Below are 23,793 nucleotides of genomic sequence, written 5' to 3' on the forward strand. Positions count from 1 at the left end.
ACCATGTCTAAAGAACCCACCATCGTCCTCGTCCACGGTGCATTCGCCGATGCCAGCAGCTGGGCGCCCGTCACGCTGCGCCTGCTCGAAACCGGCCACACCGTCTTCGTCCCGCCCGTGTTCAACCGCAGCCTCGTCGCTGACGCCGCCTACATCAAGTCGTTCGTCGAGCAGATCGACGGACCGGTCATCCTCGCCGGCCACTCCTACGGTGGCGCCGTCATCACCGTCGCCGGTGTCGCCGAGAACGTCGTCGGACTCGTCTACGTATCGGCCTACGCACTCGACGAAGGCGAAAGCCTCGGCCAGCTGCAGGGCGGCTTCCCCGACTCCGACCTCGCCGCAAACCTCGTCTACGCTCCCTACCCCGTCGAAGGTGCCGACCCCGGAACTGACGTCTCGGTGAAGATCGACGCGTTCCCCGCCGTATTCGCCGCGGGAGTGGCCGAAGAAGACGCGCGAGTGTTCGCCGTGTCGCAGCGCCCGCTCTCGGCCATCGCCTTCGGCGAGCCGGCCTCCGTCGCCGCTTGGAAGACGAAGCCCGGCTGGGGCATCGTCTCCAGCGCCGACCACACCATCAACCCCGAGGTCGAGCGTTTCGGCTACAAGCGCGCCGGACTCAAGACGGTCATCGAGATCGACGCCCCGCACCTGGTCATGCAGACCAACCCCACCGAGGTCGCCAAGTTCATCACCGACGCCATCGCGGACCTCGGCTAAGCGCCGATCGCCCACTGATCTAGAAAGGACAACGACCATGACAGGCAACCCGCTCAACGTCTCGCTCGAAAAGGCGGCGCAGGAGTTCGTCGACGCCACCTCCGTTCCCCCGTTCCTCTGGACCCTGACTCCCGAGGAGGGCCGCAAGGCCGTCGACGGCGTGCAGGACTCGCCAATCGACAAGCCCGACGTCGACGACGAGTGGATCACGATTGACGGCGGCCCCACCGGCAAGGTGAAGCTGCGTATCGTCAAGCCCAAGGGCACCACCGAAACCCTCCCGGTGATCCTGTACGTGCACGGCGCAGGATGGGTGTTCGGTGACGCTCACACACATGACCGTCTCGTTCGCGACCTAGCGATCGGCGCAAACGCGGCGGTCGTCTTCCCGGAGTACGACAGGTCGCCTGATGTGCGCTACCCGGTCGCGATCGAGCAGTCGTACGCGGCAGCCCAGTGGATCACCAAGTCAGGCAGCGAGAAGGGCCTCGACAGCTCGACGATCGCGATCTCGGGCGACTCCGTCGGCGGCAACATGGCGATCGCGCTGACCCTCCTCGCTAAAGAGCGCAAGGACGTGTCCTTCGTCGCCCAGTTGCTCTTCTACCCGGTGACCAACGCCTCGTTCGACACCCAGTCGTACAAGGACTACGCCGTCGGCTACTACCTGACCCTCGAAGGCATGAAGTGGTTCTGGGACCAGTACACGACGAATGAAGAAGAACGCGCGCTCATCACGGTTTCCCCGCTTCGCGCAGAGATCGAACAGCTCACCGGTCTTCCTCGTGCCTTGGTCATCAACGGCGAGGACGACGTTCTCCGAGACGAAGGCGAAGCATTCGCAGGCAAGCTGCGCGCTGCCGGCGTCGACGTCACCCAGGTGCGGTATGCAGCGACCATCCACGACTTCGTGATGCTCAACGCGCTGCACGACACGAACGCCTCGAAGGCTGCCATCGCCCAAGCGATCGCATTCCTGACCGCCGCCCTGCACGGCTAACAGGCCGACCCGTCGGACGGTCCTCCACCTCGAGGACCGTCCGGCCTCCCGAACGGAAGAGCACAATGAGCGCCGATATAGACCCGACCGTACCGCCGACCGGAACTGGTTGCCTCGAGTGCGAGGCGACCGGCAGCTGGTGGCTGCATCTCCGACGCTGTGCGGCATGCGGACATATCGGATGCTGCGACGATTCGCTCAACCGGCACGCTCGAGCACACTTCGAACTCAGCGGCCACGCGGTGATTCAGAGCTTTGAGCCCGGGGAAGACTGGTTCTACAACTGGCGAACCGGCTCGGCGATTCTCGGTACCCGGCTCCTGCCGCCGACCAGTCACCCGGAAGAACAGACGGTCCCGGGCCCGTCCGAGCGTGTGCCCGCTGACTGGCAACAGCAACTCGAACGTGCTGCGATCGGCAGATAAACGCGACCTCGCAGCGGGACGGATGACGTCGCAGTCGACGGACTTGACCATTGCGAGGCAGGGAGATTTGACATGATGGAACCCGAACGCGCACGCCGCTCGCCCGGCATACGAAACACAATGCAGAGGAGCGTCGTGATCATCAACTACCGCCCCGCTGCTTCGAACGACCGGAGCCGCACCCGATGAACAACATCTCCGCTACAGCCGGCCGAGTCCAGGGCCTTGACCGGAAAACGCTCGTCGGCAGCGACCGCTTCCGTTTCCCGCTTCGGGGTCGTTCCGCTGAGGCGGAAGTCATCGCCGCCGCGATCTCCGACGTGGACTCCGGCGAGTCCCGGATCGTCTTGCTGCGGGGAGTCGCAGGGTCTGGAAAGACCCGCCTCCTCGGCGAGATTCTCACCTCGACTTCGCGCTCCGGATGGCGCGCGGTGGTTGCGGTTCCCGACCCCGAATCGCACCTCGTACCGACCGCGGTTCTTATCGACGCAGCGCTTGCGGCCGAGCCTCCTCTGCTGACTGCCGCAGATGTCGCAGCGCTTGCGACGAGCCCCGATTCGCGATACTGGTTCATCCAGATGTATCGAAACGCTGTCGAGGCAGCGGCGCAAGAAAACAGCTTCGTCTTCATCGTCGACGACCTACAGTGGGCGGACGCCGCGTCCATCGCGATTCTCCGTTCCTTGGTGAGCAGCATGGGCGACCTCCCGATTCTGTGGGCTTTCGCCGCCCGCACCGGCGAGCACGACGAGAACGTCAGAGCGGCATTGTCGGAATGGGCGACCGAAGGGTCAGTCATCGAGATCGAGTCGCTGTCGGACGACGCCACAGTCGACATGGCCACCGATCTACTCGGAGGGGTGCCCGATGCGGGGCTCGAGGCGACGCTGCGCCGTGCTGAGAATCTGCCGCTGCTGGTCAGCGAACTCGTCCAAGGGCTCGTCGAAGAGAACCTCGTCACCGTTGACGACGATGTAGCGGCCGTGCGGGATGCGCAGATTCCGGAACGATTCGGTGCCTCTATTCGAGAGCGGATCGTCCGGCTGCCGCGTCGTGCAGGTCATCTGGTGCAGGTGGCGTCGATCCTCGGCCGAAACTTCTCCGTCTCCAACCTCGCCGAACTGCTGGGCGAGTCCACGAGCGAACTCATAGACGGCATCGACCTTGCCATCCAAGCCGACATCCTGGTCAACGGATCGCCACTGAAGTTCCGACACGACGCCATCAGGGAAACAGCGGAATTGATGCTCCGACCCGCGATCAGGACACACCTTCGTCGCCGTGCCGCCGACATCCGTTTGCGCTCCGGCGAACCCCTGCTCGCAGTCGCGGCCTCGGTCGCCGACTCCGCAGAACGCGGTGACACCGCAGCTGTCGACTTGCTCCACGACGCCGCCCTGCAACTCGCCCCAGTCGACGCGACCGGGGCGGCAGGCCTCGCCAACAGGGCTGTCGAACTCGCCTCCTCGCCGGATCAATACGGACTTATCGCCGACCTGATCCCGGTGCTCTGGGTGGGAGGCCGTGTAGACGCTGCCAAGACTCTTGCTCACGGACTGAAAACTGTGCTCTCACCGGCGGATCGAGCCCGAACCCAACTGGCCATCGCACGCCTCGAAACCGAATCGTCATTCGCCGCGGCGATCGCAACGGCCGACGAGGCTTTGGCTATGGATGGCGTCCCTCTCGGCGTCCGAGCGCAGCTGCTTGCGGTGAAGACCCTCAATCTGGCCAATATCGGAGACTACACGCGGCTGGGCGAATCGGTCGTCGAAGCGCGTGTCGCAGCACAGATCGCCGGCGATGTCGCCGCGTTGGCCACGGTCGATGCCACTGAATCCGTACTTCGCTTCTATGAGCACCGTTGGGCCGATGCGTCTCGCCTGATCGGAACCGCGGTAGCCAGCATGAGCAGGCTTCCCGGGTTCGAAGCAGCGCAGTGGCTACCTGAGGGACTGTGGCCGGCATTCCTGGCGAACGCCGCCGGAGAGGGCCGGGAAGCGCTCCGCATCACCGAAGGTCGGATTGAAGAGACGCAGCGCACCCGCAGCGCGATCGCCTTGGCCTTCTGGACCATGGTCAAGTGCCGGACACTGTTCGACCTGGGCGATCTCGAAGAGGCAAGAGCTCAGGCCGAAACCGTCATGACCATGGCCGCGGATCTCGACCTCGGCGACTTCGCCCAGGCGACCGCCGGCGTCGTCCTCTACCGGGTGGCGTTGCTCGAAGGCGACTATGCGGCGTGTCAGGCGCAGTCGGGAAAGGTCCGCGCAATGGCTGACAGCGCCGCGCTCCGCCTGACAGGGTCTTGGCTGTTGGCTCTCACCGCCGACGCCGACGGAGACACCGAGTCCGTGATGACGTGGACCGCAGGCGCCTACGAGACGCTGGAGGTCCCCACACCGTCGCTCATGACTCCTGCGGACACCGCCGATGACGCACTATTGGCGCGGATGTGGCACAAAGCCGGAGCCACCGAGCGTCTAGAGAGACTGGCTGCAGTGTCGCGCTTCCGCGCGGAGACCAATCCGGAGAACGCTCTCGTGAAGGGAATCGACGCTCACATCAGGGCGCTGCTCAGCGACAGTGTCGACGAGATGCGGGTGGCCGTGGAACTGCTGCGCACGACGGAAAGGCCGTTGGCGCTCGCCTTGGCCCTCGAGGACCTCGGGCTCGCGGAAATGAAAGCCGAAACCGGTGGCCAAGAGCAGTCGTGGAACGAAGCCGCCGACATCCTGGAGAAGCATGGCGCCGTGCGGGATGCCAATCGTGTCCTGCGCCATCTGCGCGGGCTGGGTGTCCGGCGACGGGCGAAAGCATCAGAGCAGCATTCCGGCATGCTGAGCGCCCGGGAACTGCAAGTCGCCGAGCGTCTCGCTAGCGGCTCGACGACAAAGCAGATCGCCTCAGACCTCTCGCTATCGCAGCACACCGTGCTGTCGCATGTCCGGCACATCTACGAGAAGTGGGGCATCTCGACGCGTCGGGCGTTGGTCGAGCGTGTGGCCAGACGGGCGGGATAGACGGAAACTCCCAAACAGGGGATAAAGGGTCGACGGGCGAGGGATTACTTCGGACGCCCGTTGGCACATTCTGAGACACGGAGGGTTATCTGACTCTCTTCCAACTCCTATTGGAGTGTCGCCGTGTCTCCGCATCCGAACCGTCTCGCGCGTTACCTCAAGGCGCGGCGCGCCCAGGTGGAACCCGAGCAGGTCGGGTTCCCAGCCGACCCGGGAAGGCGGCTGCGCGGCCTCAAACGCACCGAAGTCGCGGAACTCGCCGGAATCAGCCCCGAGTACTACACGCGGCTGGAACAGGGTCTGGGCCATCGGCCGTCGGAACAAGTCCTTGCAGGCCTGACGAGAGCGTTGAAACTCGACGCGGACGCGGCGGCCTATTTCTACCGACTGGCCCTGCCGGAACCGTCGGTCTACAGGCAGCCCGCCGCGCCGACGGTAACCGAACCCGTTCTGCAAATCATCGAACAATGGTCGGACGTCCCGGTCTACGTTTATGACCGCAACCAAGACGTCATCATGGCCAACGATTTGGCTTTAGCGCTGTTTCCGAAGATAGTCCCGGGATCAAATGCAGTGCAGATCGCGTTCAGCATGGCATTGGAATTGCGTGAGACACCGCAGTGGAAGGCGTTGGCACGCACTGTCGTGGCTGCCCTGCGATTCCATGGCGATCCGGCCGATCCGCGATTGCAGGAGATCGTCGGCGAGCTCTCCGTGCACGAGCCGATATTCCGCACGATCTGGGCAGACTACGAAGCCGTTCCACTCACTTCGGGAACCGTCCCGGCCTACGTCGAAGGGTTCGGCGTCGTCGACTTCCCATGGCAGAACCTCCGTTCTTCGGGCGGACTCTTCATCGGGGTATGGCCAGCGCCTCCTGGCACGATCGCTTTCACCGTCCTCGAGCATCTCCGGGTGAAACTGCGAGCCCCTATCGATGGGCCCCAGAGGACTTTCGACGAGGACAATCTCGCAAGCACCGGAAGTGTCCACAACGGTGGGTTGTCTCTCCAGCATCGCGAGTCGATCCGGCTGGTGACAAACCCAGATCAATCCGTAGATCCGGCTCTGTAGTCCTTGGCCCGTCGTGTCTTTCTAATCGACGTCGAGTCCCGGGGCGGGCTTGGTAATGTCCTCGCGCGCCGCCGCCTCGGGAGTCGGGGCACTTGCGCGACGCTGACGCAGATAGTCGATCACGGCGCCCGAGAAGGTCCCGGGAGTCGGCAGATAGGCGATCAGGAAATATCCGCCAGGAATCTCTAACGTCTGCCATTCCACATCGCCGGATCCGAATCCCACTACCAGTACCGGGGCAAGTCCGGATTCCAACGGCCGGGCTTGCTGGTCAGCCCACAATGCCCGGAAATCCGAATCCCGGACGGACAGCCCGCCCACGATCTGTTGCAGACGGGGATCGGAAGGATCGGCGTTGAAACGCAGCGCTGCCACGGCTTGCCGAGCCGCTGCTCTCCAGCTCGCAGATTCCCGCCGCTTGCCCGGGGTGGCGAAAACCATGTCGACCACGTTGATGCCAGGCCGGAGCGCAGGGAGAAGCGCGGACCCTAGTTCGTTGATCAGGAGTACGTCCTGGTTACGGTCGGTCACTACAACCGGGAGATCGGAACGACGTGCGACGAGCTGCACGATCAGATCACCGGGCGGTGTAATCGGAGCCGCTTCGGTTGTCGGCGGGGTCGGCAGGGCCAGCTTGTAAAAGTAGGCCGCCTCGTATTCGTCGAGAGCAAAGGCGGTGACGAGCCCCGACAGCACCGAATAGGACGGCTGAAGGGTTCTACCTTGCTCCAAGCGGGTGTAATACTGCTCACTGATGTGGGCTAGTCGTGAGACCTCTGACCGACGCAGACCGCGGACTCGTCGCCCGGGCTCGGCGGGCAGGCCTACGTCCTCGGGGCGCAGCTGAGCGCGTCGTGCGCGAAGGAACTCAGCTAGAGCTTCCGGTTTCGACGACACGTAGCCTCCTTCGCTTCTCACTCGATAATCGATCCTTGGTGCGGAGTGCAGACGTTGAATGCCTCGTCGTGAACCGCTCGCTAACCGCAGCTGTCGACGTTTCGACTGAAATCGCGGGGATGTAGATCCCTCATTATCCGCTTTTCGGGGACAGGCGGTGAGGTGCGGGAGGTCGGGCGCGGGTCGAATCAGAACAAAAGGAACTACGAGGCGGGTCGCGGCGCTGTGGTCGTGAAGGAGCTGCCCGATTCCCGATTGAGTCGTTCCGCGATTCGACGCGAGTCATCGCCGACCTCGCCCTTCGACATTTGCCGATTGACCCAGCGGCAGTTGGTTAGAGCTGTCACCGCGGTGGAGCTGCAGACTCAGTTGCATGGTTCGGGGCGGGCCGGAGATTCGAGGAAGACGGACACTGATGACTGCTGCGACTACCGTCGGATTCGCCTCCGATATAAAGCCGCTCTTCCGCGAAAGCAATCGCGAGAGCATGCGGAAGGCTTTCGACCTGTGGAACTACGACGACGTCGTGAAGTTCCAGAATGCGATTTTGGACCGGCTCGCGGATGGCTCCATGCCGTGTGACGCCATGGAAGTCGGGCGACATCGAACGTCTTCGCACGTGGATAGCCCAAGGCTCGCGACCATGACACAACCCGAAGCGCGTCCGATGAAACTTGGACCTGTCCGAGACATTTTCTACACGCGCTCGCTGTCTTCGACATCTCCGGGACCCGTCTCACAATTCATAGGACCGTGACTCGACGCGACCCCGCAGCGGCACCGACTGCTCTCCGTGCGCGCGACGAGGGCAGCCTGCGAATAAGCGTTAGTTCGCGTTCGTGCCTGAGGCGGAAGGTTTGCTGACATGGCGTTGCTGGGCCGCCTGCTTGGTTACGCCCAGGCTGAGTCCAATCTGGCTCCAGGACGCACCAGACTTCCTGGCCTGATCAACGTAGTAGCCGATCAGGGCATCACCTTGCTCGTTGAGGTCGGCGCCGATGAGCGCAGCATCGCTCAGCCTTCCGAGCGCATCACCATCGGGGTGACGGTGCTCGACGTACGAGATGACCTTATCCAAAGAGAACGGGTTCGTTTCCATGCGTCAATACTCGGTTGACGAAACGTGAGTGTCAATCCCCGATTGACGGTCCCATTCAACGGTTCGCACCGGGGATTTGTGCGCTCATACGGCGATCCGACGCCGACGCCACATCGTGCAGGCGCGGATCGGCGCAGTCGGGAGTGGCGCGGCGCTGACGGCAGACAGGGCCTGCAGCGCTGATATCATCGCGACTGACTCATCCGTGCGGCGACCTCGATGAGCTCGCCGGACTCGGTTGACGCGAAGTAGACGCGGCTTTCATCCGTCGACACAACCTGCTCCCAATTCTCGAGAAGCATTTCAGGTGTCAGATTACGGCTGTAGAAACCCGGGGCTGAGACCATGTAACTCGTCCCGACCCGTCCGGCCCCGGCGTCGAAGAACTGGCCCGTGACGTTGCACTCCTTCGACGCGAGAACAGCGACGATGGGCGAAACGAGCGACGCCGGCATCTTCTCCTCCATCACCTTGGCGAATTCGGGTGTCACGTACTCGACCGCCATCGGAGTGAACGCGGCGGGGGCAAGCGCATTGACCATGATGCCCAGCTCTTTCCCGTCGATCGCCGCCGCTCGCATCATCCCGTAGAGCCCGCCCTTGCTCGTTGCGTAGCTGATGGATGATGCGCCACCCAGCGCTCCGTGACCAGAGCTGGTGATGACGATCCGCCCGTAGCCCTTGGCCCTCATGATCGGCCACGCTTCACGCGTGACGAAATACGTTCCATCGAGCTGGCTCTCGCGCACCAGCGCATACTCCTCCGGCGTCGTCTCGGAAAAAGTCGTCCATCGTGCGCGGCCGGCATTGTTGATCAGGATGTCGAGTGTGCCCCATTCATCGATGGCGCACTGGACCAGGTTCGCCGCGCCGTCTGGCGTGGAGATGTCGTCCGCGCTCGCGATCGCCTCACCGCCCGCGGCATTGATCTCGGCCACGACTTCGGCCGCGTTCGCGATGTCGTTCACAACGACGCGAGCATGCCGAGACGCAAGCAGTTCGGCATGGGATCGCCCGAGGCCTCCTCCCGCGCCAGTGACGATGGCGACCTGCCCTGTGAAGTCGATTTTGGTCATTGACCACTCCTTTGTGATATTCGCGCCATGCGAGGGATCGCCTCGATCGGAACGGTGGCGACTGATTTATCCGCTCGGTGGAGTATATCGGAACAGTGTTCGGTAATGCGTTTTCGCGTCGGGATGCTGACAAGCTCTACATGTGAATGCAGATGCAAGAAGCGCGGGGCGACCCCCGCACACAAGTCGTGCCGCGATCAGGAGGATCGCGGAGCAGCTGTTCGACGAGCGCGGCTACCGAAATGTCTCGCTGGAGGCGATTGCGCGAGAAGTGGGAATCGGCAGAAGCACCCTCTTCTCGTACTTCGGTTCGAAGCGGGCGATACTCGAGTACGACATGGAGGCGGCTCTCCGGCGACTCGAGCAGACTCTGTCGCACGGAGAGGGCCCGGCGATGGACGTCATGGTCCGTGCAGTTGCAGACGCGGCACGGTATGGGGTCGTCGGGCATTCGACAGTGGTCGCGCGGTGGCGAATCGTGGAGTCGGAACCGGACCTTCTCGCTGCCGAGGCGTCTCTGCACAAGAACATGATCGACCGACTCCAGCGTTACGCGGCCGCCCGCGCACCCGCTTCGGTGGATCGCGATGCGCTGGGCATGACGGCAGCGGCGCTATACGGAGCAGCCAACTGGAGTGCGCACGAATGGGCGCGTTCGGAGAATCCGACGATGCCCATGGACGAGTATGTCTTGTCGCGCCTGACTTCCGTCGGGGCGGCACTGCGCCCCATGATCGGAGACGAGAACGACCGCGCCTAGCCGACGCAGGCGACGTTGCGCGGGGGTGGATCGCACCGTCTTGCCACTCTCCGGGCCTACCTCCCCAGGAGCTCGTCTTCGGAAACCGGCGAACCCTCCGATTCGGCGTTGAGGCTGTAGACCCGGCCGTTTTTCAGATAGCTCAGAGCGTGGTCGAAACCCGCACCGTAGTAGACGTCGTCGTCGGTCACGAGGTAGAACACCCAGGAGTCGGGACGGATCTCGGCGATCGTCGACTCGCTGGCCGGATTCACACCCCAGTTCTCGGTCACGAGTGTCGAGGGGTCCATGGACCGCGGATCCTGGTCCGGTACCGCTTCCATGCCGGCTGTGGGCAGAAGCTCGGGATCCTTGCTGCCGAATTTCATCTCGTACAAGCCCAGTGTGTCCAAGGCGGCGATGTACTCACCCAGGGCAACGGATCCGCCGGGGAGGGTCACGGAGATGACGTCGGGGATATCCTCACCCTTGTAGACCTTCTCCACCCGCACGGAGTACGCGGTGACGACGAGCCCGTTGTCGTCGACGTAGGAACGTTCGACCGCGACGACCTTGCCGGAGACGACCGCCGACGAGAACTCGGCCAATGCCGCCTGGTCGTCGGTGTTGAAGCTCCAGTCCGCCTCAGAGTGCAACCGGGGTGCGGTCTCCACCCCCGTGTCAGCCACGAAGAGGTCGGGCCCCGCTGACGAAGATCCCGCCAAGACGCCGGCTACTGGCGCGATCGCGCCGTCGCTATGCGCGCACCCGGCGACCGCGCCGAGAGCCAGCACGACCGCGATGCCGCAGACGACCCGAGAATTGTTCGCCATCATGGTCGGAGGCTAGCGTCTGCCGCAGCGAGCCGCAGCGAGCCGCAACCGACGGGGGAGTGTGCCCAGACCGCTAGCTCTCGGGGAGGAACCATCCGGAGCGCCGCTTCGCGACCTCCGGTACCCGACGGTCGCTCCGGTTGTGCGCCCAGCCGGCGGCATTGGCGAGCACCCGGCAAATCTGGGGGTGGTGGTAGATCGGGTAGTTCTGGTCGCCGGGGCTGAAGTAGAAGATCCGTCCGCGGCCGCGTGTGAAGGTCATCCCGGAACGGAATGCCTCCCCGCCCTCGAACGCGCTCACGAACACCACCTCGTCGGGTGTCGGCACGTCGAAGAACTCCCCGTAGGTCTCGTGGTGGTCGATCACGAGGGGCATGGCTATTCCAGCGGCGATCGGATGCGACGGGGCGACCGTCCAGATCACCTCGCGGTCGCCGTCGTTGCGCCACTCGAGCGAGCAGGTGGTTCCCATCAGCCGGATGAACGGCTTCGAGAAGTGACCGGAGTGCAGCACGACGAGGCCCATGCCGGCGAGCACGTGCCGGTGCACCCGGTCGACCACCTCGTCGGCGACCCGGTCGTGGGCGGTGTGCCCCCACCAGATGAGCACGTCCGTCTCGGCGAGCACCTCCTCCGTGAGGCCGTGCTCCGGGTCGGCGAGGGTGGCCGTGCGCACGATCACGTCGTCGCCGAGCAGTTCGAGGAGCCCCTCCGCGACGGCACCGTGAATGCCGCGAGGGTAGATCTCCGCGATCTCCGGCTGTGTGGTCTCGTGCACGTTCTCGTTCCACACGGTCACGCGGGTGGGGGCTGTCATCGTGCTCCTAGTCGTATGGAGAGGTCGAGGCTCAGTGCGGCGGTCCAGCTGAAGTCCAGCGTGCCACGCGGCGCACCGGTGTGAGGGTCGACATACTCGGGAAAATCGTGGGTCAGAGCCAGGGAGGACATCTGCTCGGCGAGCGCCCGGGCCTCGCTGCCGTGACCGCGTTCGTCGAGCGCCTCCGCGACGAGCCAGGCGGTGTTGAACCACGACGGCCCCCGCCAGTAGCGGGCTGTGTCGAAAGTGGGTGCGGTCAGGTCGTGGCTCGGCACGAGTGCGACCTGCCCGAGGGCGAAATGCTCACCGCGCAGGGTCTGCAGAAGCGCGTCGGTGTGGGCCAGATCGGGCAGCAGCAGCGGCACGAGTCCGGAGACGGTGCGGAAACGCTGCAGCCGCCCCGAGAGGAGGTCGCGGGCCACGAAGCATCCGAGTCCCTCATCCCACAGCGACTCGAGAGCGTGAGCGATCTGCTCGGCGTTCTCGCGGTGCTCGGCGGCGGAGGCGTCGTCGCCGAGCACCGCGGCGATGTCGGCCAGGGCCAGTTCCGACCGCGCCCAGAGCGCATTGAAGGCCGGGTCCTCGAGCTGGTACGGAGACAGGGCGTCGAGGTCGTCGCAGTCGTGATCGCGGTATCTGCCGGCCAGATAGAGGTACTTGCCGTATTCCGCGTTCGACGGCCGGTGGCTCGCGTCGGCGTGCTGCAGGTCGGGCCGGGGCACATCGTCGACGATGGTCTCGGTCATGGCCGCGAGCGGGGCGTCCCAGTAGGGCGAGTTGTCCATCCCGCTCTCCCACGGGTGCACGATGCGGGCGAGACCCGACGGCCCGGTCCGCCTGGATCGCAGGTAGTGGTGCCAGGCGACGAGGCGCGGGTAGGCACGCTGGAGAAAACGCCTCCGTCGCGACTCTGCCGGGTCTGCCTCGTGCACGAGCAGCACGGCCAGCGCGTGGTTCGGCGGCTGCACGAGGCCCGCCGTCGAGACCGCGGATGACTCGGGGATGGTCTCGCTGCGCCAGAAATCGCCCCCGGGCGAATAGTCGTCGTCGCGCTCGCGGTTGAACACGATCTGCGGAAGCCGCCCGTCGTGCCATTGCGCGCTCAGCAGCGAGTCGAGCTCGATCTGCGCGCGCCGCGGCGAGATGTGCCGCAGCCCCACCGCGATGAACGCGGAGTCCCAGCTCCACTGGTGCGGGTAGAGCCCGCCGGCGGGCACCGTGTACGTGCCGCGCCAGTTGCGTTCGAGCACCCGCGTCGCGGCGGCCCGCATGGTCGCGGTCACAGGTATCTGCGCAGGAGTGGCGGCACCGAGCGCAGTACCTCGTCGGCGGGCCCCGACAGACGGCTCTCGATCGCGATCGGACCGTCGTAGCCGATGGCCGCGAGAGTGGCCCCGAACAGCGGCCAGTCGACGTGGCCGGCGCCGGGCTCGAGCCGGTTCGAGTCGCTCGCCTGAACGTGGCCGATGTAGGGGCCCGCGGCGAGCAGGGCCGCCGCGGGATCGGCTTCCTCGATGTTCATGTGGTAGGTGTCGGCGCCGATCCGCATCGAGTCGAGGCCGATCCGCTCGATCAGCGCGACCGCGTCGCCGAGCCGGTTGATCATGTGGTCCTCGTAGCGGTTGAGGGGCTCGAGAAACACCGTCACGCCGAGCTCGGCGGCGTACTCGCCGAGCTCGCCGAGGGTGTCGACGAGCACGGCCGTGTCGTCCTCCTCGGAGCGCGGGGGTTCGAACGGCGGGAGGCGACGCGAGAACATGCCGTACGACGCGGGGGTCATCGCGCCCCGTCCGCCCAGCTCAGCGATCACCAGCAGCTGGTCGCGCATCTGCGTGACCGCGTCCAGACGCAGGTCCTCGTCGAAGGCCCCGATGAAGTGCAGCATCTCCACGCAGACCGTCGGCATCACGACGCCCGCGGCGGCCGCGCGGCGCAGCTCCGGCAGCCGCTCGAGGAAGACGCCGTCTCCCTTGCCGCGCAGCTCGATGCCATCGAAGCCCCACGACTGGGCGACGTCCCACTTCTCGCTCATCGTGTCGCCGGGCAGGTACTGCTCCTGCACGCAGATCGGGTTGACGGCAGCCATCACGCGTCGCCCCGCATGTCGAGGACGACCTGGAGTGCTTCTCGCGGGCGCTCGTCGAGCATCTGATAGGCCCCGGCCGCATCCGCCAGTTCGACGGTGTGGGTGATCAGGGGGATGACCTGCAGCCGTCCGGAGGTGGCCAGTGCGATCGCCGTGCTGGTGAGCCGGTAGCGGTCCCAGCGGTGCTGAAGGGAGGCCCCGACGCCCGAGATCTGCGAACTGACGATCTGCACCCGGTTGTGATGGAACTCCTCGCCGAGGCTGAGGCCGGCTCCCTCGCCTTGGAAGAAACCGGCGACACAGACCCGCGAGTTGTACGCGACAGACCGGATCGCCTCCTGCAGCGCACGGTAGTTGCCGGTGATCTCGATGGCGACGTCCGCGCCGCGACCCCCGGTCAGCTCCTTCACGCGCTCGGCGACGTTGTCGCTGCCGGGGTCGAGCACGACGTCGGCACCGAGCTGCAGGGCGAGGTCGCGCCGCGCCTCGATGCCGTCGACGGCGACGACCCTGGCGCCGTTGAGCCGGGCGAGCTGGGCGACGAGCTGACCTGGCACCCCGAGGCCGAAGACGACGACTGTCTCGCCGATGTGGATGTCGGCGTCGAGCACCACGTTGAGAGCGATGGCGCCGATGTGGGAGAACATGCCGACGCGCGGGTCAGCGTCGGCGTCGAGGACGCGGGCCGCGGCGAACTCGGCGTCGAGGACCGCGGTGGTGCGGTGCCCCCACGTGCCCCAGATGGTGTCGCCGACGACCGGCGCGGTGACGCCGTCGGCGACCTCGATCACCTCACCGACCTCCTCGTAGCCGAAGCCGGCCATCGGGAACGACACGGCGGAGTCGCCCTCAACGAACAGGCGGCTCGTCGCGTCCCAGGTCTTCGTGAGGTTGGGGTTGCTGCCCCGGTAGCTGGTGAGCTCCGTGCCGGCGGAGATGCCCGAGAAGAGAGTGCGCACGCGCACCTCGCCGGCCGAGAGCGGCGCTTCGGCTTCATGCACGATCTCCGCCACCCTGGGCGCTGAAAAACTGACTAGTGAACCCATCGGGCGAGACTCCTTCGTGTGCGTCGTTCGCCACACACTACGCATGCCGGTCGCCGCTGTGCAAGCCATTAATCCATCGACCGGTCAAAACGACAGTGCCATTTTGCACGCGAGTCATTTGAAGAAATACGAGTTAGGTCTTGTCGCCGGACATAAATACATGTTCAATGGGCGAAGTGCTCCGCGGCTCGTGGATCCCCTGTCAACGACGACCCGGAAGAGTGCGCCACCACACGGTGGAACGAAATCCATCGAGACGAAATGAGAACCCATGCGTAAGCAAGCAGTGACATTGACGGCGGTCGCCGTCGCGTGCGCTATCGCGCTGAGCGGATGCTCCGCCGGCGACACCGACGACTCGGACGACTCGGACGAGACTCTCACGGTGTGGACCGTCGAGGACGTGGCCGACCGCGTCGCGGCCCAGGAGGCGATCTTCGCCGAGTACACCAAGGCCACGGGCGTGAAGGTCGAGCTCGTCGCCGTCGCGGAAGACCAGCTGACGACGGTGCTGACCTCGTCGGCCGCCGCGGGAGAACTGCCCGACATGATCGGGGCGCTGTCGCTCAACGGCGTGAACCAGCTCGCCACAGACGACCTGCTCGATGTCGAGGCCGCGTCGTCCATCATCGACGAGCTCGGAGCCGACACCTTCTCCGAGCGGGCCCTCGAACTCACCAGTGACGGGGACACCCAGCTCGCCGTTCCCAGCGACGGCTGGGCGCAGTTGCTGTACTACCGCACCGACCTGTTCGAGGCGGCCGGCCTCGATGCACCCACCAGCTACGACGACATCGCCGCGGCGGCTGCTGCCCTCGACAGCGACTCCCTCGCCGGCATCGTCGCGTCCACGGCACCCGCCGACTCGTTCACCCAGCAGACCTTCGAGCACTTCGCGCTGGCCAACGACTGCCAGCTCGTCGACTCCGACGACGCGATCACCCTCGACAGCCCCGAGTGCTTGGAAGCCTTCCAGTTCTACGCCGACCTCATCCAGGACAGCTCGGTGCAGGGCAACCAGGACGCCGACACCACGCGGGCGACCTACTTCGCCGGTGGCGCGTCGATGGTGGTCTGGTCGTCGTTCCTCCTCGACGAGCTCGCCGGCCTCCGCAACGATGCGCTTCCGACCTGCGCCGAGTGCGCCGCCGACCCGACGTTCCTCGCGAAGAACACCGGCGTCGTGAGCGCGATCGAAGGCCCCAGCGGCAGTGAGCCCGCCTCCTTCGGCGAGATCGTCTCCTGGGCGGTGCTGCAGGATGCGGCTCCCGAAGCGCAGGACCTCGTGGAGTACATGATGGGCGACGGCTACAACGACTGGCTCGCAGTCGCACCCGAGGGGAAGGTGCCGACGCGCGCCGGAACCGCCGAGAACCCCACCGAGTTCTCCGACGGCTGGCAGCAGCTCGAGGCCGGGGTCGACACGAAGGCCCTGCTCTCCTCGGTCTACAGCGCCGACATCCTCGACGCCGTCGTCGCCGCGCCCGACGGCTTCAACCGCTGGGGCATCCCCGAGGGACAGGGCGCACTCGCCGCTGCCGTCGGCGGACAGTTCGTCGTGCCGCAGTCGATCGCGTCGATGCTCGACTCCGGTGTCTCTGCCCAGGATGCGGCGGCGGAAGCGCAGGCCCAGGCAACAACGATCCAGGAAGACCTCGACTTCTAACCTCGCACCGCCGAACAACGCGGGTCCCGGGCAGCGGCAACGCAGCCCGGGACCCGCGGAAAGTAGTGACCGTGTCAACACCCCGCCTGCCGAAGCGTAGGACCCTTACCCAGAGGGACGCCCGAACGGGCTTCCTCCTGATGTCCCCGACCCTCGTCATCGTTCTCGCGGTCGTCGTGGTGCCGCTGATCTGGTCGATCCTGATCTCGTTCCAGCGACTGAAGCTCATCAACATCGGTACCGCGAACGTGTTCGGCAATTTCACTCTGAGCAACTTCGAGCGCGTGCTCACCTCGAAGTCGCTGTGGACGAGCCTCGGCACCACTTTCGTCTACACCTTCGGGTCTGTCGTGCTCGCCATCTCGCTAGGGCTGATCGCAGCGCTCGTGGTGCGCAAGCCGTTCCGCGGACGCACGTTCGTGCGCGCGGCCATGCTGCTGCCCTACATCGCCCCCGTCGTGGCCGTGACCTTCATCTGGCGCATCATGCTCAACCCCGAGTTCGGCATCGTCAACGAATTCGGCCAGAACGTGCTCGGCTGGGCCGATCCCATCCCGTTCCTCTCCGAGGCGCGCGGCACCTGGGAGTTCCTCGGCGCAGAGATCCCCGTGCCCACCGCGCTGCTCACCGTGATCGCCTTCGAGGGCTGGCGGTACTTCCCCTTCGCGTTCCTGTTCATCATGGCCAGGCTCGAAGCGCTCTCCACCGAGCCGGAGGAAGCCGCCATGGTCGACGGCGCGACCCCGTCGCAGTCGTTCCGCTACATCGTCCTCCCGCAACTGCTCCCCGTCATCGGACTGCTCGCGATCCTCCGCACCATCTGGACGTTCAACGAGTTCGACGACATCTTCCTGCTCACCGGAGGCGCCGCGGGAACGGGCGTCGCCAGTGTGCGCATCTACGAGCTGCTCACGATCCAGCGCAACGTCGGAGGAGCCGCCGCCCAGTCGGTGATCCTCGCCGTCGTGCTCGTGATCATGCTCTCGATCTACCTGCTCGTCCTGCGTCGCAGAGGAGAAAAAGTATGACCGCCACCGGAGTACGCACATCGACCCGCCCCCGTCGGGGCTGGAGTCGCGACCGCGTCGAACGCAAGGTCTTCGGCATCCTGCGCTGGGTGGTCATGGCCGGATTCCTGGGAGCCGTGCTGCTGCCGTTCTACTACATGCTGGTGCTGTCGGTTAAGCCGATCGAGAGCCTCCTGCGCGACCCCGGCTCGCTGTTCGTCGCCTTCGACGAGCTCACCCTCGACACCTACGCCCGGGTGCTCGCGCCGGTCGCCGACGGCGGGCAGGGCTTCGGCACCCTCCTCGCCAACAGCGCGATCGTCGCCGTGTCCTCGGTCGTGCTCGCGCTCGCGATCGCCATCCCCGGCGCCTACGCGATCTCCCGCCTGCCGTTCTTCGGGCACCGTCAGGTCAGCGCGCTGTTCCTCGCGTCGTACCTCTTTCCGGCGATCGTGATCGCGATCCCGCTCTTCGTGCTGTTCACGCGGCTCGGGCTGCGCGGCTCGCTCGGCGGCCTGATCCTCGTCTACACGGCCCAGACGGTGCCTGTGGCGATCTACATGCTGCGCAACTACTTCGAGACGGTGCCCGTCGCCGTCGAGGAGGCCGGGCTGATGGACGGTCTCACCCGCATCGGGATCCTGCGTCGCATCACCCTGCCGCTCGCCATGCCCTCCGTCGTCGCCACGGGCCTGTTCGTGTTCATGATCGCGTGGAACGAGTTTCTCTTCGCGCTGCTGTTCCTGGTCGACAAGCGGCCGCAGTGGACCGTGTCGCTGGGGCTCTCGCAGTTGTCCGGCAGCATCGAAGTTCCCACTACGATTCTGATGGCGGGCTCGGTCGTGCTGACGCTGCCGATCCTCGTCCTGTTCTTCCTCACCGAACGACTGCTCACGGGCGGCCTCACCGCCGGCGCCGAGAAGGGATAGTCGTACACATGGCACTCACCCAGGGAACGTCGGCGGGCGCGATCCTCGAGCTGGTCCGGTCGGGCCAGGTGCGCACCCGGCGCGAACTCCAAGACCTGACGGGCATCTCCCGCTCGACCCTGTCGCTGCGCATGTCGCAGCTGGTGGGCGCCGGCTATCTGCGCGAGGCGGGGCAGGTCGCGGGTGCCACCGGCCGCCCTGCACGCATCCTGTCGTTCGACGAGGCGGGCCAGCTCGTGCTCGCCGTCGACCTCGGGGCGACGCACGCGCACCTCGCGGTGATCGACGCGGGCGGCCAGATCATCGCCGAGGCCTCGTCGGAGATCAAGATCGACGCCGGCCCCGACGAGGTGCTGCGCAACGTCACCAAGCGCCTGTTCGAGCTGCTCTCCCGGTCGAACCGCCACCTCTCCGAGGTCGCGGGCGTCGGCGTCGGAATCCCCGGACCGGTGCGGTTCTCCACCCAGCGCCCCAACCAGCCCCCGCTCATGCCCGGCTGGCACGACCACCCGGTGGCCGAGAGGCTGAGCGACTCCCTCGGCGTGCCGGTCTTCGTCGACAACGACGCGAACCTCATGGGGCTCGGCGAGATGCGCGAGCGGCACCCCTCGTCGCCGAGCGTGCTGTTCGTGAAGGTCGGCACCGGAATCGGCGCCGGCGTCATCCTCCGTGGCGAGCCCGAGCGGGGCATCTCCGGCGGCGCGGGTGACATCGGGCACATCCGCATGGTGGGCGACGAATACACCAGACAGTGCACGTGCGGAGCGATCGGATGCCTCGCGACCGAGGCCAGCGGCGGCGCCATCGCGCGCACGCTCAAAGAATCGGGCACGAGCGTCGAGTCGACCAGCGACGTGGCACGATTGCTCGCCGCCGGCGACGCCCACGCTATCGAGACCGTGACGCGGGCGGGCCGGTTGCTCGGCGATGTGCTCGCCACCTCCGTCGCGCTGCTCAACCCCGAGGTGCTCGTGCTCGGCGGTGCTATCACCGCGACCGGCGACTACTTTTTGAACGCGGTTCGCGACAGCATCTTCGCGCGCACGGTTCCGCTGGCCACGAGGGAGCTCGTCATCACGACGAGCGGCCTCGGTTCCGACGCCGCAGTGCACGGGGCCCGGCACATGGTGATCGAGCAGACGTTCTCTGCCGAAGCCGTCGACGGGCGCCTGGCCGCGGTCGGATGACGCCCGGACGCGGCCGCTGAACCCCGACACATCCCGCTTCGGAGGAAGGCCCCGTCCGGTGTGCGCCAGCACCACCGGACGGGACGCCACCGACTAGCGCCGGACGGCGCTGCGGCCCGCGAAGCGCGTGTAGAGGAACAGCACGATGATCGCGCCGATCACCGATCCGATGATTCCGGCGGGCTGGAAGAAGCCGTCCATCGGGTCGCGCTGGAAGATCAGGAAGCCGAGGAAGCCCCCGACGAACGAGCCGACGATGCCGAGCAGGATGGTCATCGGGATGCTGATGTTCTGCCTCCCCGGAACGACGAGTCGGGCGAGTGCCCCGGCGATGAGGCCGATGACGATGAGGCTGATGATGAGACCGATCATGATGGGTCATCCTTTCTTCTGCACGTCTGACCGTGCCTGACGGCCCAGCGGATGCCGAGCCGAGAGCAATTCAGCCAGAGCGGTCGAATGGCCGGTACACCCCAAAGGGTGTAGTCCTCTCGTGCTATCGGGCGTATCGTCGAGGCATGGCCGAACCCCTCACCGTCGCGCTGGTCGACGACTACGACGTCGTGCTCGCGGGTCTGGCCCACATGTTCGACCACTACCGTCACCGCGTCGTGGTCGCCGAGATCGACGCGAATTTCGACCTCAAGGACACGGTCGACATCGTGCTGTACGACTCCTTCGCGCAGCCCGAGTCCGATCACGACGAGATCGCCTCCCTCGTCCGCAGTCCGCGTGCGTCCCATGTCGTCGTTTACACCTGGAACTTCCACCCGGACCTGGTCGCCCAGGCCCTCGAGCAGGGCGTTCGCGGCTACCTGGCGAAATCGCTCACCGCCCGCGAACTGGTCGCAGCGCTGGAAGCCGTCCGCGACGGCGAGGTCGTGGTGAGCGACCCTCCCCGGCGGGCCGGCAATGCGCCCGGAATCGAATGGCCGGGGCGGCACGAGGGCATCACCGACCGGGAGGCTGAGGTTCTCGCGCTGATCACGCAGGGCAAGAGCAACGCCGAGGTCGCGTCGCTCACCTACCTGAGCCCGAACACGGTGAAGCTCTACATCCGCAATGTCTACGCCAAGATCGGCGCCACCTCACGCACCCAGGCAGTGCTGTGGGGCGTCAGTCACGGCTTCACGCCCGACCACCATCGCATCGACCACTGGCTCGGAGGCCCCTGACCCTCCGCCACGACGGCCAGCGGCACCACGTCTTGGCGGATGAACCCGGCTCCCGATCCGCCGGCGCTCAGCTTCTGCCGGGCCAGTCTGGATACACTGCTCGGATATGGACGACCCTCCCCATCACAGATCCCAGCCCCTTAACCCGTTGACCCTCGTGGCTCGAGTTCAGGAAGGGGCGAGAGATGAATGAGTGGATCATGGTCGGTATCGGCCTGCTCCTGACCGTCGGCACCGGTCTCTTCGTGGCCTCCGAGTTCGCGTTGGTCAACCTCGACCGCAACGACCTGGAGAACCGGCAGGCTCGCGGCGAGAAACGTCTCGGCCCGACCATCCGGGCGTTGAAGATCACGTCGACGCACCTCTCCGGCGCGCAGCTCGGCATCACGATCACCACGCTTCTCACCGGGTACACGTTCGAGCCGGCCGTCAGCTCGATGCTCGAAGGCCCGCTGACCGGCGTCGGCGTCCCCGAGGCTATCGTCCCAGCGGTCGGTACTATCGTCGGCATCCTGCTGGCGACACTGTTCTCCATGGTGATTGGCGAACTGGTGCCGAAGAACTTCGCGCTCGCCCTTCCGCTGGCGACGGCGAAGGTCGTCATCCCGTTCATGACGCTGTTCACGATGGTCTTCAAGCCGATCATCGTGGGGTTCAACAACACCGCGAACGCGATCATCCGCGGCTTCGGCATCGAACCGAAAGAGGAGCTCTCCGGTGCCCGCTCGGCCGAGGAGCTCGGATCACTCGTGCGCCGCTCGGCGTTGGAGGGCTTGCTCGACCAGGATCATGCGACCCTGCTCGACCGGACGCTGAGGTTCTCCACCCATTCGGCAGGGGAGGTCATGACCCCGCGTGTGCAGGTGGCCTGGATCGCCGCCGACCACACCGCTGAGCACATCGTCGAACTGTCGCACCAGACCGGCTACTCGCGCTTCCCCGTGACGGGCGAGAACACGGACGACATCCTCGGCGTCGTCCACGTCAAACAGGCATTCGCCGTTGAGCTCGTCGACCGCGCCACGGTGACGGCACGAGACCTGATGGTGGAGCCGACACGGGTCCCCGAGTCGATGGAGGTCGAGACACTGCTCGTGCTGCTGCGCCGCAGCGGCTTCCAGATCGCCATCGTCACCGACGAATATGGGGGAACGGCCGGAATCGCCACCCTCGAGGATCTGGTCGAGGAGATCGTCGGCGAACTGGAAGACGAACACGACCGGCACAAAACCGGCATCATCCGCGCGGGCAAGACCATCACCTTCGACGCCGGATGGCGCCCGGACGAACTGCTGGAACGCGCCGCGATCGCGGTGCCGGAGTCCGAGCACGAGACCATCGCCGGGTTCGTCACCGACGAACTCGACAGGATTCCCGAAGTCGGCGACGAGGTCGCACTGGACACGGGGATGCTGCGGGTCGAACGGGTAGACAGAGCGCGCGTGCTGCGGCTGAGCTTCACACCCTCGGACACCGCGACTGACCACGACCCCGTGAGCACACACGACCAGATCGTCGACGAGCTGAAGAAGGACCTCACATGAGCGAGTATCTCCCCGGAATCATCTGGCTGGTCGTGCTGCTGGTCGTCAACGCCTTCTTCGTCGGCGCCGAGTTCGCCGTCATCTCCGCCCGTCGGTCGCAGATCGAACCGAAAGCCGAAGCCGGCAACAAGGCGGCCAAGACCACCCTGTGGGCGATGGAGAACGCCACGCTCATGCTCGCGACGAGCCAGCTCGGCATCACCGTGTGCTCGCTCGTGATCCTCAACGTGTCCGAGCCCGCCATCCACCACCTCATCGAAATCCCCCTCGGCCTCACGGCCCTGTCGGGTGAGGCGATCGGCGTGATCGGCTTCATCGTCGCCCTGCTGCTGGTCACCTTCCTGCACGTCGTCATCGGCGAGATGGTGCCGAAGAACCTCGCGTTCTCCGTCCCCGACCGTGCGGCCCTGCTGCTGGCCCCGCCGCTGGTGTTCGTGTCGAAGGTGTTCCGACCGGTGATCGGCACGCTGAACTGGCTCGCGAATCTCATCCTGCTCGCCTTCCGTGTGCAGCCCAAAGACGAGGCGACGAGCACCTACACGCTGGACGAGGTGGCGGACATCGTCGAGCAGTCCACCCGCGAGGGCGTGCTCAACGATGCATCCGGTGCACTGACCAACGCGTTCGAGTTCACCACCAAGAAGGTCGCCGACGTGCAGGTGCCGATTGCGGACATGGTGCTTCTGCCCCCGACGTCGACCCCTGCCGACATCCAGAAGGCGGTCGCCGTTCACGGCTACTCGCGGTACATCCTCACCGACGGCGCTTCCGAACCCACCGGATACCTGCACCTGAAGGACGTGATGGACCTCACCGACCAGGTCGCGTTCAGAATTCCCGTGCCTGCTAAGCGGATCCGCCGGCTGACGTCGGTGCTGGCGAGCTCCGACCTCGAAGACGCCCTCGCGGCGATGCGTCGAGCCGGGTCGCACGTCGCCCGCACCCTCGACGCGGACGGCTCCACCACCGGTGTGCTGTTCCTCGAGGACATCATCGAGGAGCTCGTCGGGAAGATCGAAGACGCCACCAGCGCCTGACCGGTGCGACGGGCGGTGCACCAAGTTCACGGTGGCTCGTAGTTGTCCACAGGCACCCGGTTTTCTCCACAATTTCGGCCTCATTCACTCGAACACGTGTTCTAATGTGGGAAAATGTGGGTATGACAATCACCGATATCGCGGATGACACGGGGCCGGTGCCGGCGCCGGTGCTGCAGGACGATCCGACGTTCGGGCCGCCGCCCGACGACCTGGCTCCCGGGTCCTTCTCCGCACCGTCGTCCTTCGCATCGTCGTCCTTCGGGTCGCCATTGTTTGAGCCGCCGCCGGAGTGGGAGTCGATGCCCGACCCGCGCACCCTGTCTCCGCATGTGCAGAGGCAGCTGCTGCTGGGGAGGTTCCTCGACGACGCCGAGGTCGCGGACCGGCAGCTGGCGGTGTCGGCGGCGCGT

Annotated in this window: 23 protein-coding genes; 14 read left to right on the top strand and 9 right to left on the bottom strand. The window is 65.8% G+C overall.

Annotation, left to right across the window (positions count from 1 at the left end):
- Nucleotides 1-3: 3 nt before the first annotated feature.
- The 5 genes from ABIE21_RS18220 (at nucleotide 4) to ABIE21_RS18240 (ending at nucleotide 6,242) form a co-directional block, all read left to right on the top strand.
- Nucleotides 4-720, top strand: a complete 717-nt coding sequence (locus ABIE21_RS18220; RefSeq protein WP_354026277.1) for an alpha/beta fold hydrolase — start codon at nucleotides 4-6, stop codon at nucleotides 718-720.
- Between the two features lie 37 nt (nucleotides 721-757).
- Nucleotides 758-1,720 (top strand): alpha/beta hydrolase, encoded by a 963-nt coding sequence (locus ABIE21_RS18225; RefSeq protein WP_354026278.1) that lies wholly within the window; start codon nucleotides 758-760, stop codon nucleotides 1,718-1,720.
- Nucleotides 1,721-1,785: 65 nt separating this feature from the next.
- On the top strand, nucleotides 1,786-2,145 hold the full coding sequence (locus ABIE21_RS18230; RefSeq protein ID WP_354026279.1) for a UBP-type zinc finger domain-containing protein: 360 nt from the start codon (nucleotides 1,786-1,788) through the stop codon (nucleotides 2,143-2,145).
- Nucleotides 2,146-2,330: 185 nt separating this feature from the next.
- Nucleotides 2,331-5,168, top strand: a complete 2,838-nt coding sequence (locus ABIE21_RS18235) for a helix-turn-helix transcriptional regulator (RefSeq protein ID WP_354026280.1) — start codon at nucleotides 2,331-2,333, stop codon at nucleotides 5,166-5,168.
- A gap of 123 nt (nucleotides 5,169-5,291) precedes the next feature.
- Nucleotides 5,292-6,242, top strand: coding sequence for a helix-turn-helix transcriptional regulator (locus ABIE21_RS18240; RefSeq protein ID WP_354026281.1), 951 nt, complete (start codon nucleotides 5,292-5,294; stop codon nucleotides 6,240-6,242).
- Nucleotides 6,243-6,263: 21 nt separating this feature from the next.
- Here the strand turns inward: ABIE21_RS18240 and ABIE21_RS18245 are convergent, their stop codons facing one another.
- The 3 genes from ABIE21_RS18245 to ABIE21_RS18255 form a co-directional block, all read right to left on the bottom strand.
- Nucleotides 6,264-7,160, bottom strand: coding sequence for a helix-turn-helix transcriptional regulator (locus ABIE21_RS18245; RefSeq protein WP_354026282.1), 897 nt, complete (start codon nucleotides 7,158-7,160; stop codon nucleotides 6,264-6,266).
- Nucleotides 7,161-7,965: 805 nt separating this feature from the next.
- The gene (locus ABIE21_RS18250) at nucleotides 7,966-8,238 is read right to left on the bottom strand and encodes a hypothetical protein (protein ID WP_354026283.1); all 273 of its coding nucleotides are present in this window, start codon (nucleotides 8,236-8,238) and stop codon (nucleotides 7,966-7,968) included.
- 185 nt (nucleotides 8,239-8,423) lie between these two features.
- Nucleotides 8,424-9,314: an SDR family NAD(P)-dependent oxidoreductase gene (locus tag ABIE21_RS18255; RefSeq protein ID WP_354026284.1), complete on the bottom strand. Its 891-nt coding sequence runs from the start codon at nucleotides 9,312-9,314 to the stop codon at nucleotides 8,424-8,426.
- A 142-nt stretch (nucleotides 9,315-9,456) separates the two neighbouring features.
- On the opposite strand from ABIE21_RS18255, the gene ABIE21_RS18260 reads away from it, so the two are divergent.
- A complete protein-coding gene (locus ABIE21_RS18260; RefSeq protein WP_354026285.1) occupies nucleotides 9,457-10,074 on the top strand; it encodes a TetR/AcrR family transcriptional regulator in 618 nt (205 codons plus the stop codon).
- A gap of 56 nt (nucleotides 10,075-10,130) precedes the next feature.
- On the opposite strand, the gene ABIE21_RS18265 is transcribed toward ABIE21_RS18260, so the two are convergent.
- From ABIE21_RS18265 to ABIE21_RS18285, 5 genes are all read right to left on the bottom strand, one after another.
- Nucleotides 10,131-10,889, bottom strand: a complete 759-nt coding sequence (locus tag ABIE21_RS18265; RefSeq protein WP_354026286.1) for a hypothetical protein — start codon at nucleotides 10,887-10,889, stop codon at nucleotides 10,131-10,133.
- A 70-nt stretch (nucleotides 10,890-10,959) separates the two neighbouring features.
- The gene (locus tag ABIE21_RS18270) at nucleotides 10,960-11,703 is read right to left on the bottom strand and encodes a ThuA domain-containing protein (RefSeq protein WP_354026287.1); all 744 of its coding nucleotides are present in this window, start codon (nucleotides 11,701-11,703) and stop codon (nucleotides 10,960-10,962) included.
- Nucleotides 11,700-12,986, bottom strand: coding sequence for an MGH1-like glycoside hydrolase domain-containing protein (locus ABIE21_RS18275; RefSeq protein WP_354026288.1), 1,287 nt, complete (start codon nucleotides 12,984-12,986; stop codon nucleotides 11,700-11,702). Before ABIE21_RS18275 ends, ABIE21_RS18270 begins: the two co-directional genes overlap by 4 nt.
- On the bottom strand, nucleotides 12,983-13,789 hold the full coding sequence (locus tag ABIE21_RS18280; protein WP_354026289.1) for a sugar phosphate isomerase/epimerase family protein: 807 nt from the start codon (nucleotides 13,787-13,789) through the stop codon (nucleotides 12,983-12,985). The genes ABIE21_RS18275 and ABIE21_RS18280 overlap by 4 nt, the downstream gene beginning before the upstream one ends.
- Entirely contained in the window at nucleotides 13,789-14,790 is a 1,002-nt protein-coding gene (locus ABIE21_RS18285) for a zinc-binding dehydrogenase (protein ID WP_354026290.1), read from the bottom strand. The genes ABIE21_RS18280 and ABIE21_RS18285 overlap by 1 nt, the downstream gene beginning before the upstream one ends.
- Before the next feature lie 316 nt (nucleotides 14,791-15,106).
- Between ABIE21_RS18285 and ABIE21_RS18290 the strand changes: the two genes are divergently transcribed.
- From ABIE21_RS18290 to ABIE21_RS18305, 4 genes are all read left to right on the top strand, one after another.
- Nucleotides 15,107-16,501, top strand: a complete 1,395-nt coding sequence (locus ABIE21_RS18290) for an ABC transporter substrate-binding protein (RefSeq protein ID WP_354026291.1) — start codon at nucleotides 15,107-15,109, stop codon at nucleotides 16,499-16,501.
- A 140-nt stretch (nucleotides 16,502-16,641) separates the two neighbouring features.
- A complete protein-coding gene (locus ABIE21_RS18295) occupies nucleotides 16,642-17,529 on the top strand; it encodes a carbohydrate ABC transporter permease (protein ID WP_354026292.1) in 888 nt (295 codons plus the stop codon).
- Entirely contained in the window at nucleotides 17,526-18,437 is a 912-nt protein-coding gene (locus ABIE21_RS18300; RefSeq protein WP_354026293.1) for a carbohydrate ABC transporter permease, read from the top strand. Before ABIE21_RS18295 ends, ABIE21_RS18300 begins: the two co-directional genes overlap by 4 nt.
- Nucleotides 18,438-18,445: 8 nt before the next feature.
- Complete coding sequence (locus ABIE21_RS18305) at nucleotides 18,446-19,624, top strand: ROK family transcriptional regulator (protein WP_354026294.1); 1,179 nt, start codon at nucleotides 18,446-18,448, stop codon at nucleotides 19,622-19,624.
- Nucleotides 19,625-19,717: 93 nt separating this feature from the next.
- Here the strand turns inward: ABIE21_RS18305 and ABIE21_RS18310 are convergent, their stop codons facing one another.
- Nucleotides 19,718-19,996, bottom strand: coding sequence for a GlsB/YeaQ/YmgE family stress response membrane protein (locus ABIE21_RS18310; RefSeq protein WP_354026295.1), 279 nt, complete (start codon nucleotides 19,994-19,996; stop codon nucleotides 19,718-19,720).
- A gap of 146 nt (nucleotides 19,997-20,142) precedes the next feature.
- Here ABIE21_RS18310 and ABIE21_RS18315 point away from each other — a divergent pair, with 146 nt between their 5' ends.
- The 4 genes from ABIE21_RS18315 to ABIE21_RS18330 all read left to right on the top strand — a co-directional run.
- Complete coding sequence (locus ABIE21_RS18315) at nucleotides 20,143-20,799, top strand: response regulator transcription factor (RefSeq protein ID WP_354026296.1); 657 nt, start codon at nucleotides 20,143-20,145, stop codon at nucleotides 20,797-20,799.
- A gap of 185 nt (nucleotides 20,800-20,984) precedes the next feature.
- Entirely contained in the window at nucleotides 20,985-22,343 is a 1,359-nt protein-coding gene (locus ABIE21_RS18320; RefSeq protein ID WP_354026297.1) for a hemolysin family protein, read from the top strand.
- On the top strand, nucleotides 22,340-23,380 hold the full coding sequence (locus tag ABIE21_RS18325; protein ID WP_354026298.1) for a hemolysin family protein: 1,041 nt from the start codon (nucleotides 22,340-22,342) through the stop codon (nucleotides 23,378-23,380). The genes ABIE21_RS18320 and ABIE21_RS18325 overlap by 4 nt, the downstream gene beginning before the upstream one ends.
- 122 nt (nucleotides 23,381-23,502) lie before the next feature.
- A partial coding sequence (locus ABIE21_RS18330) for a hypothetical protein (protein ID WP_354026299.1) occupies nucleotides 23,503-23,793 on the top strand: 291 nt, incomplete at its 3' end.

The organism is Conyzicola nivalis, assembly GCF_040548875.1.
Classification (GTDB): Bacteria; Actinomycetota; Actinomycetes; order Actinomycetales; family Microbacteriaceae; genus Conyzicola; species Conyzicola nivalis_A.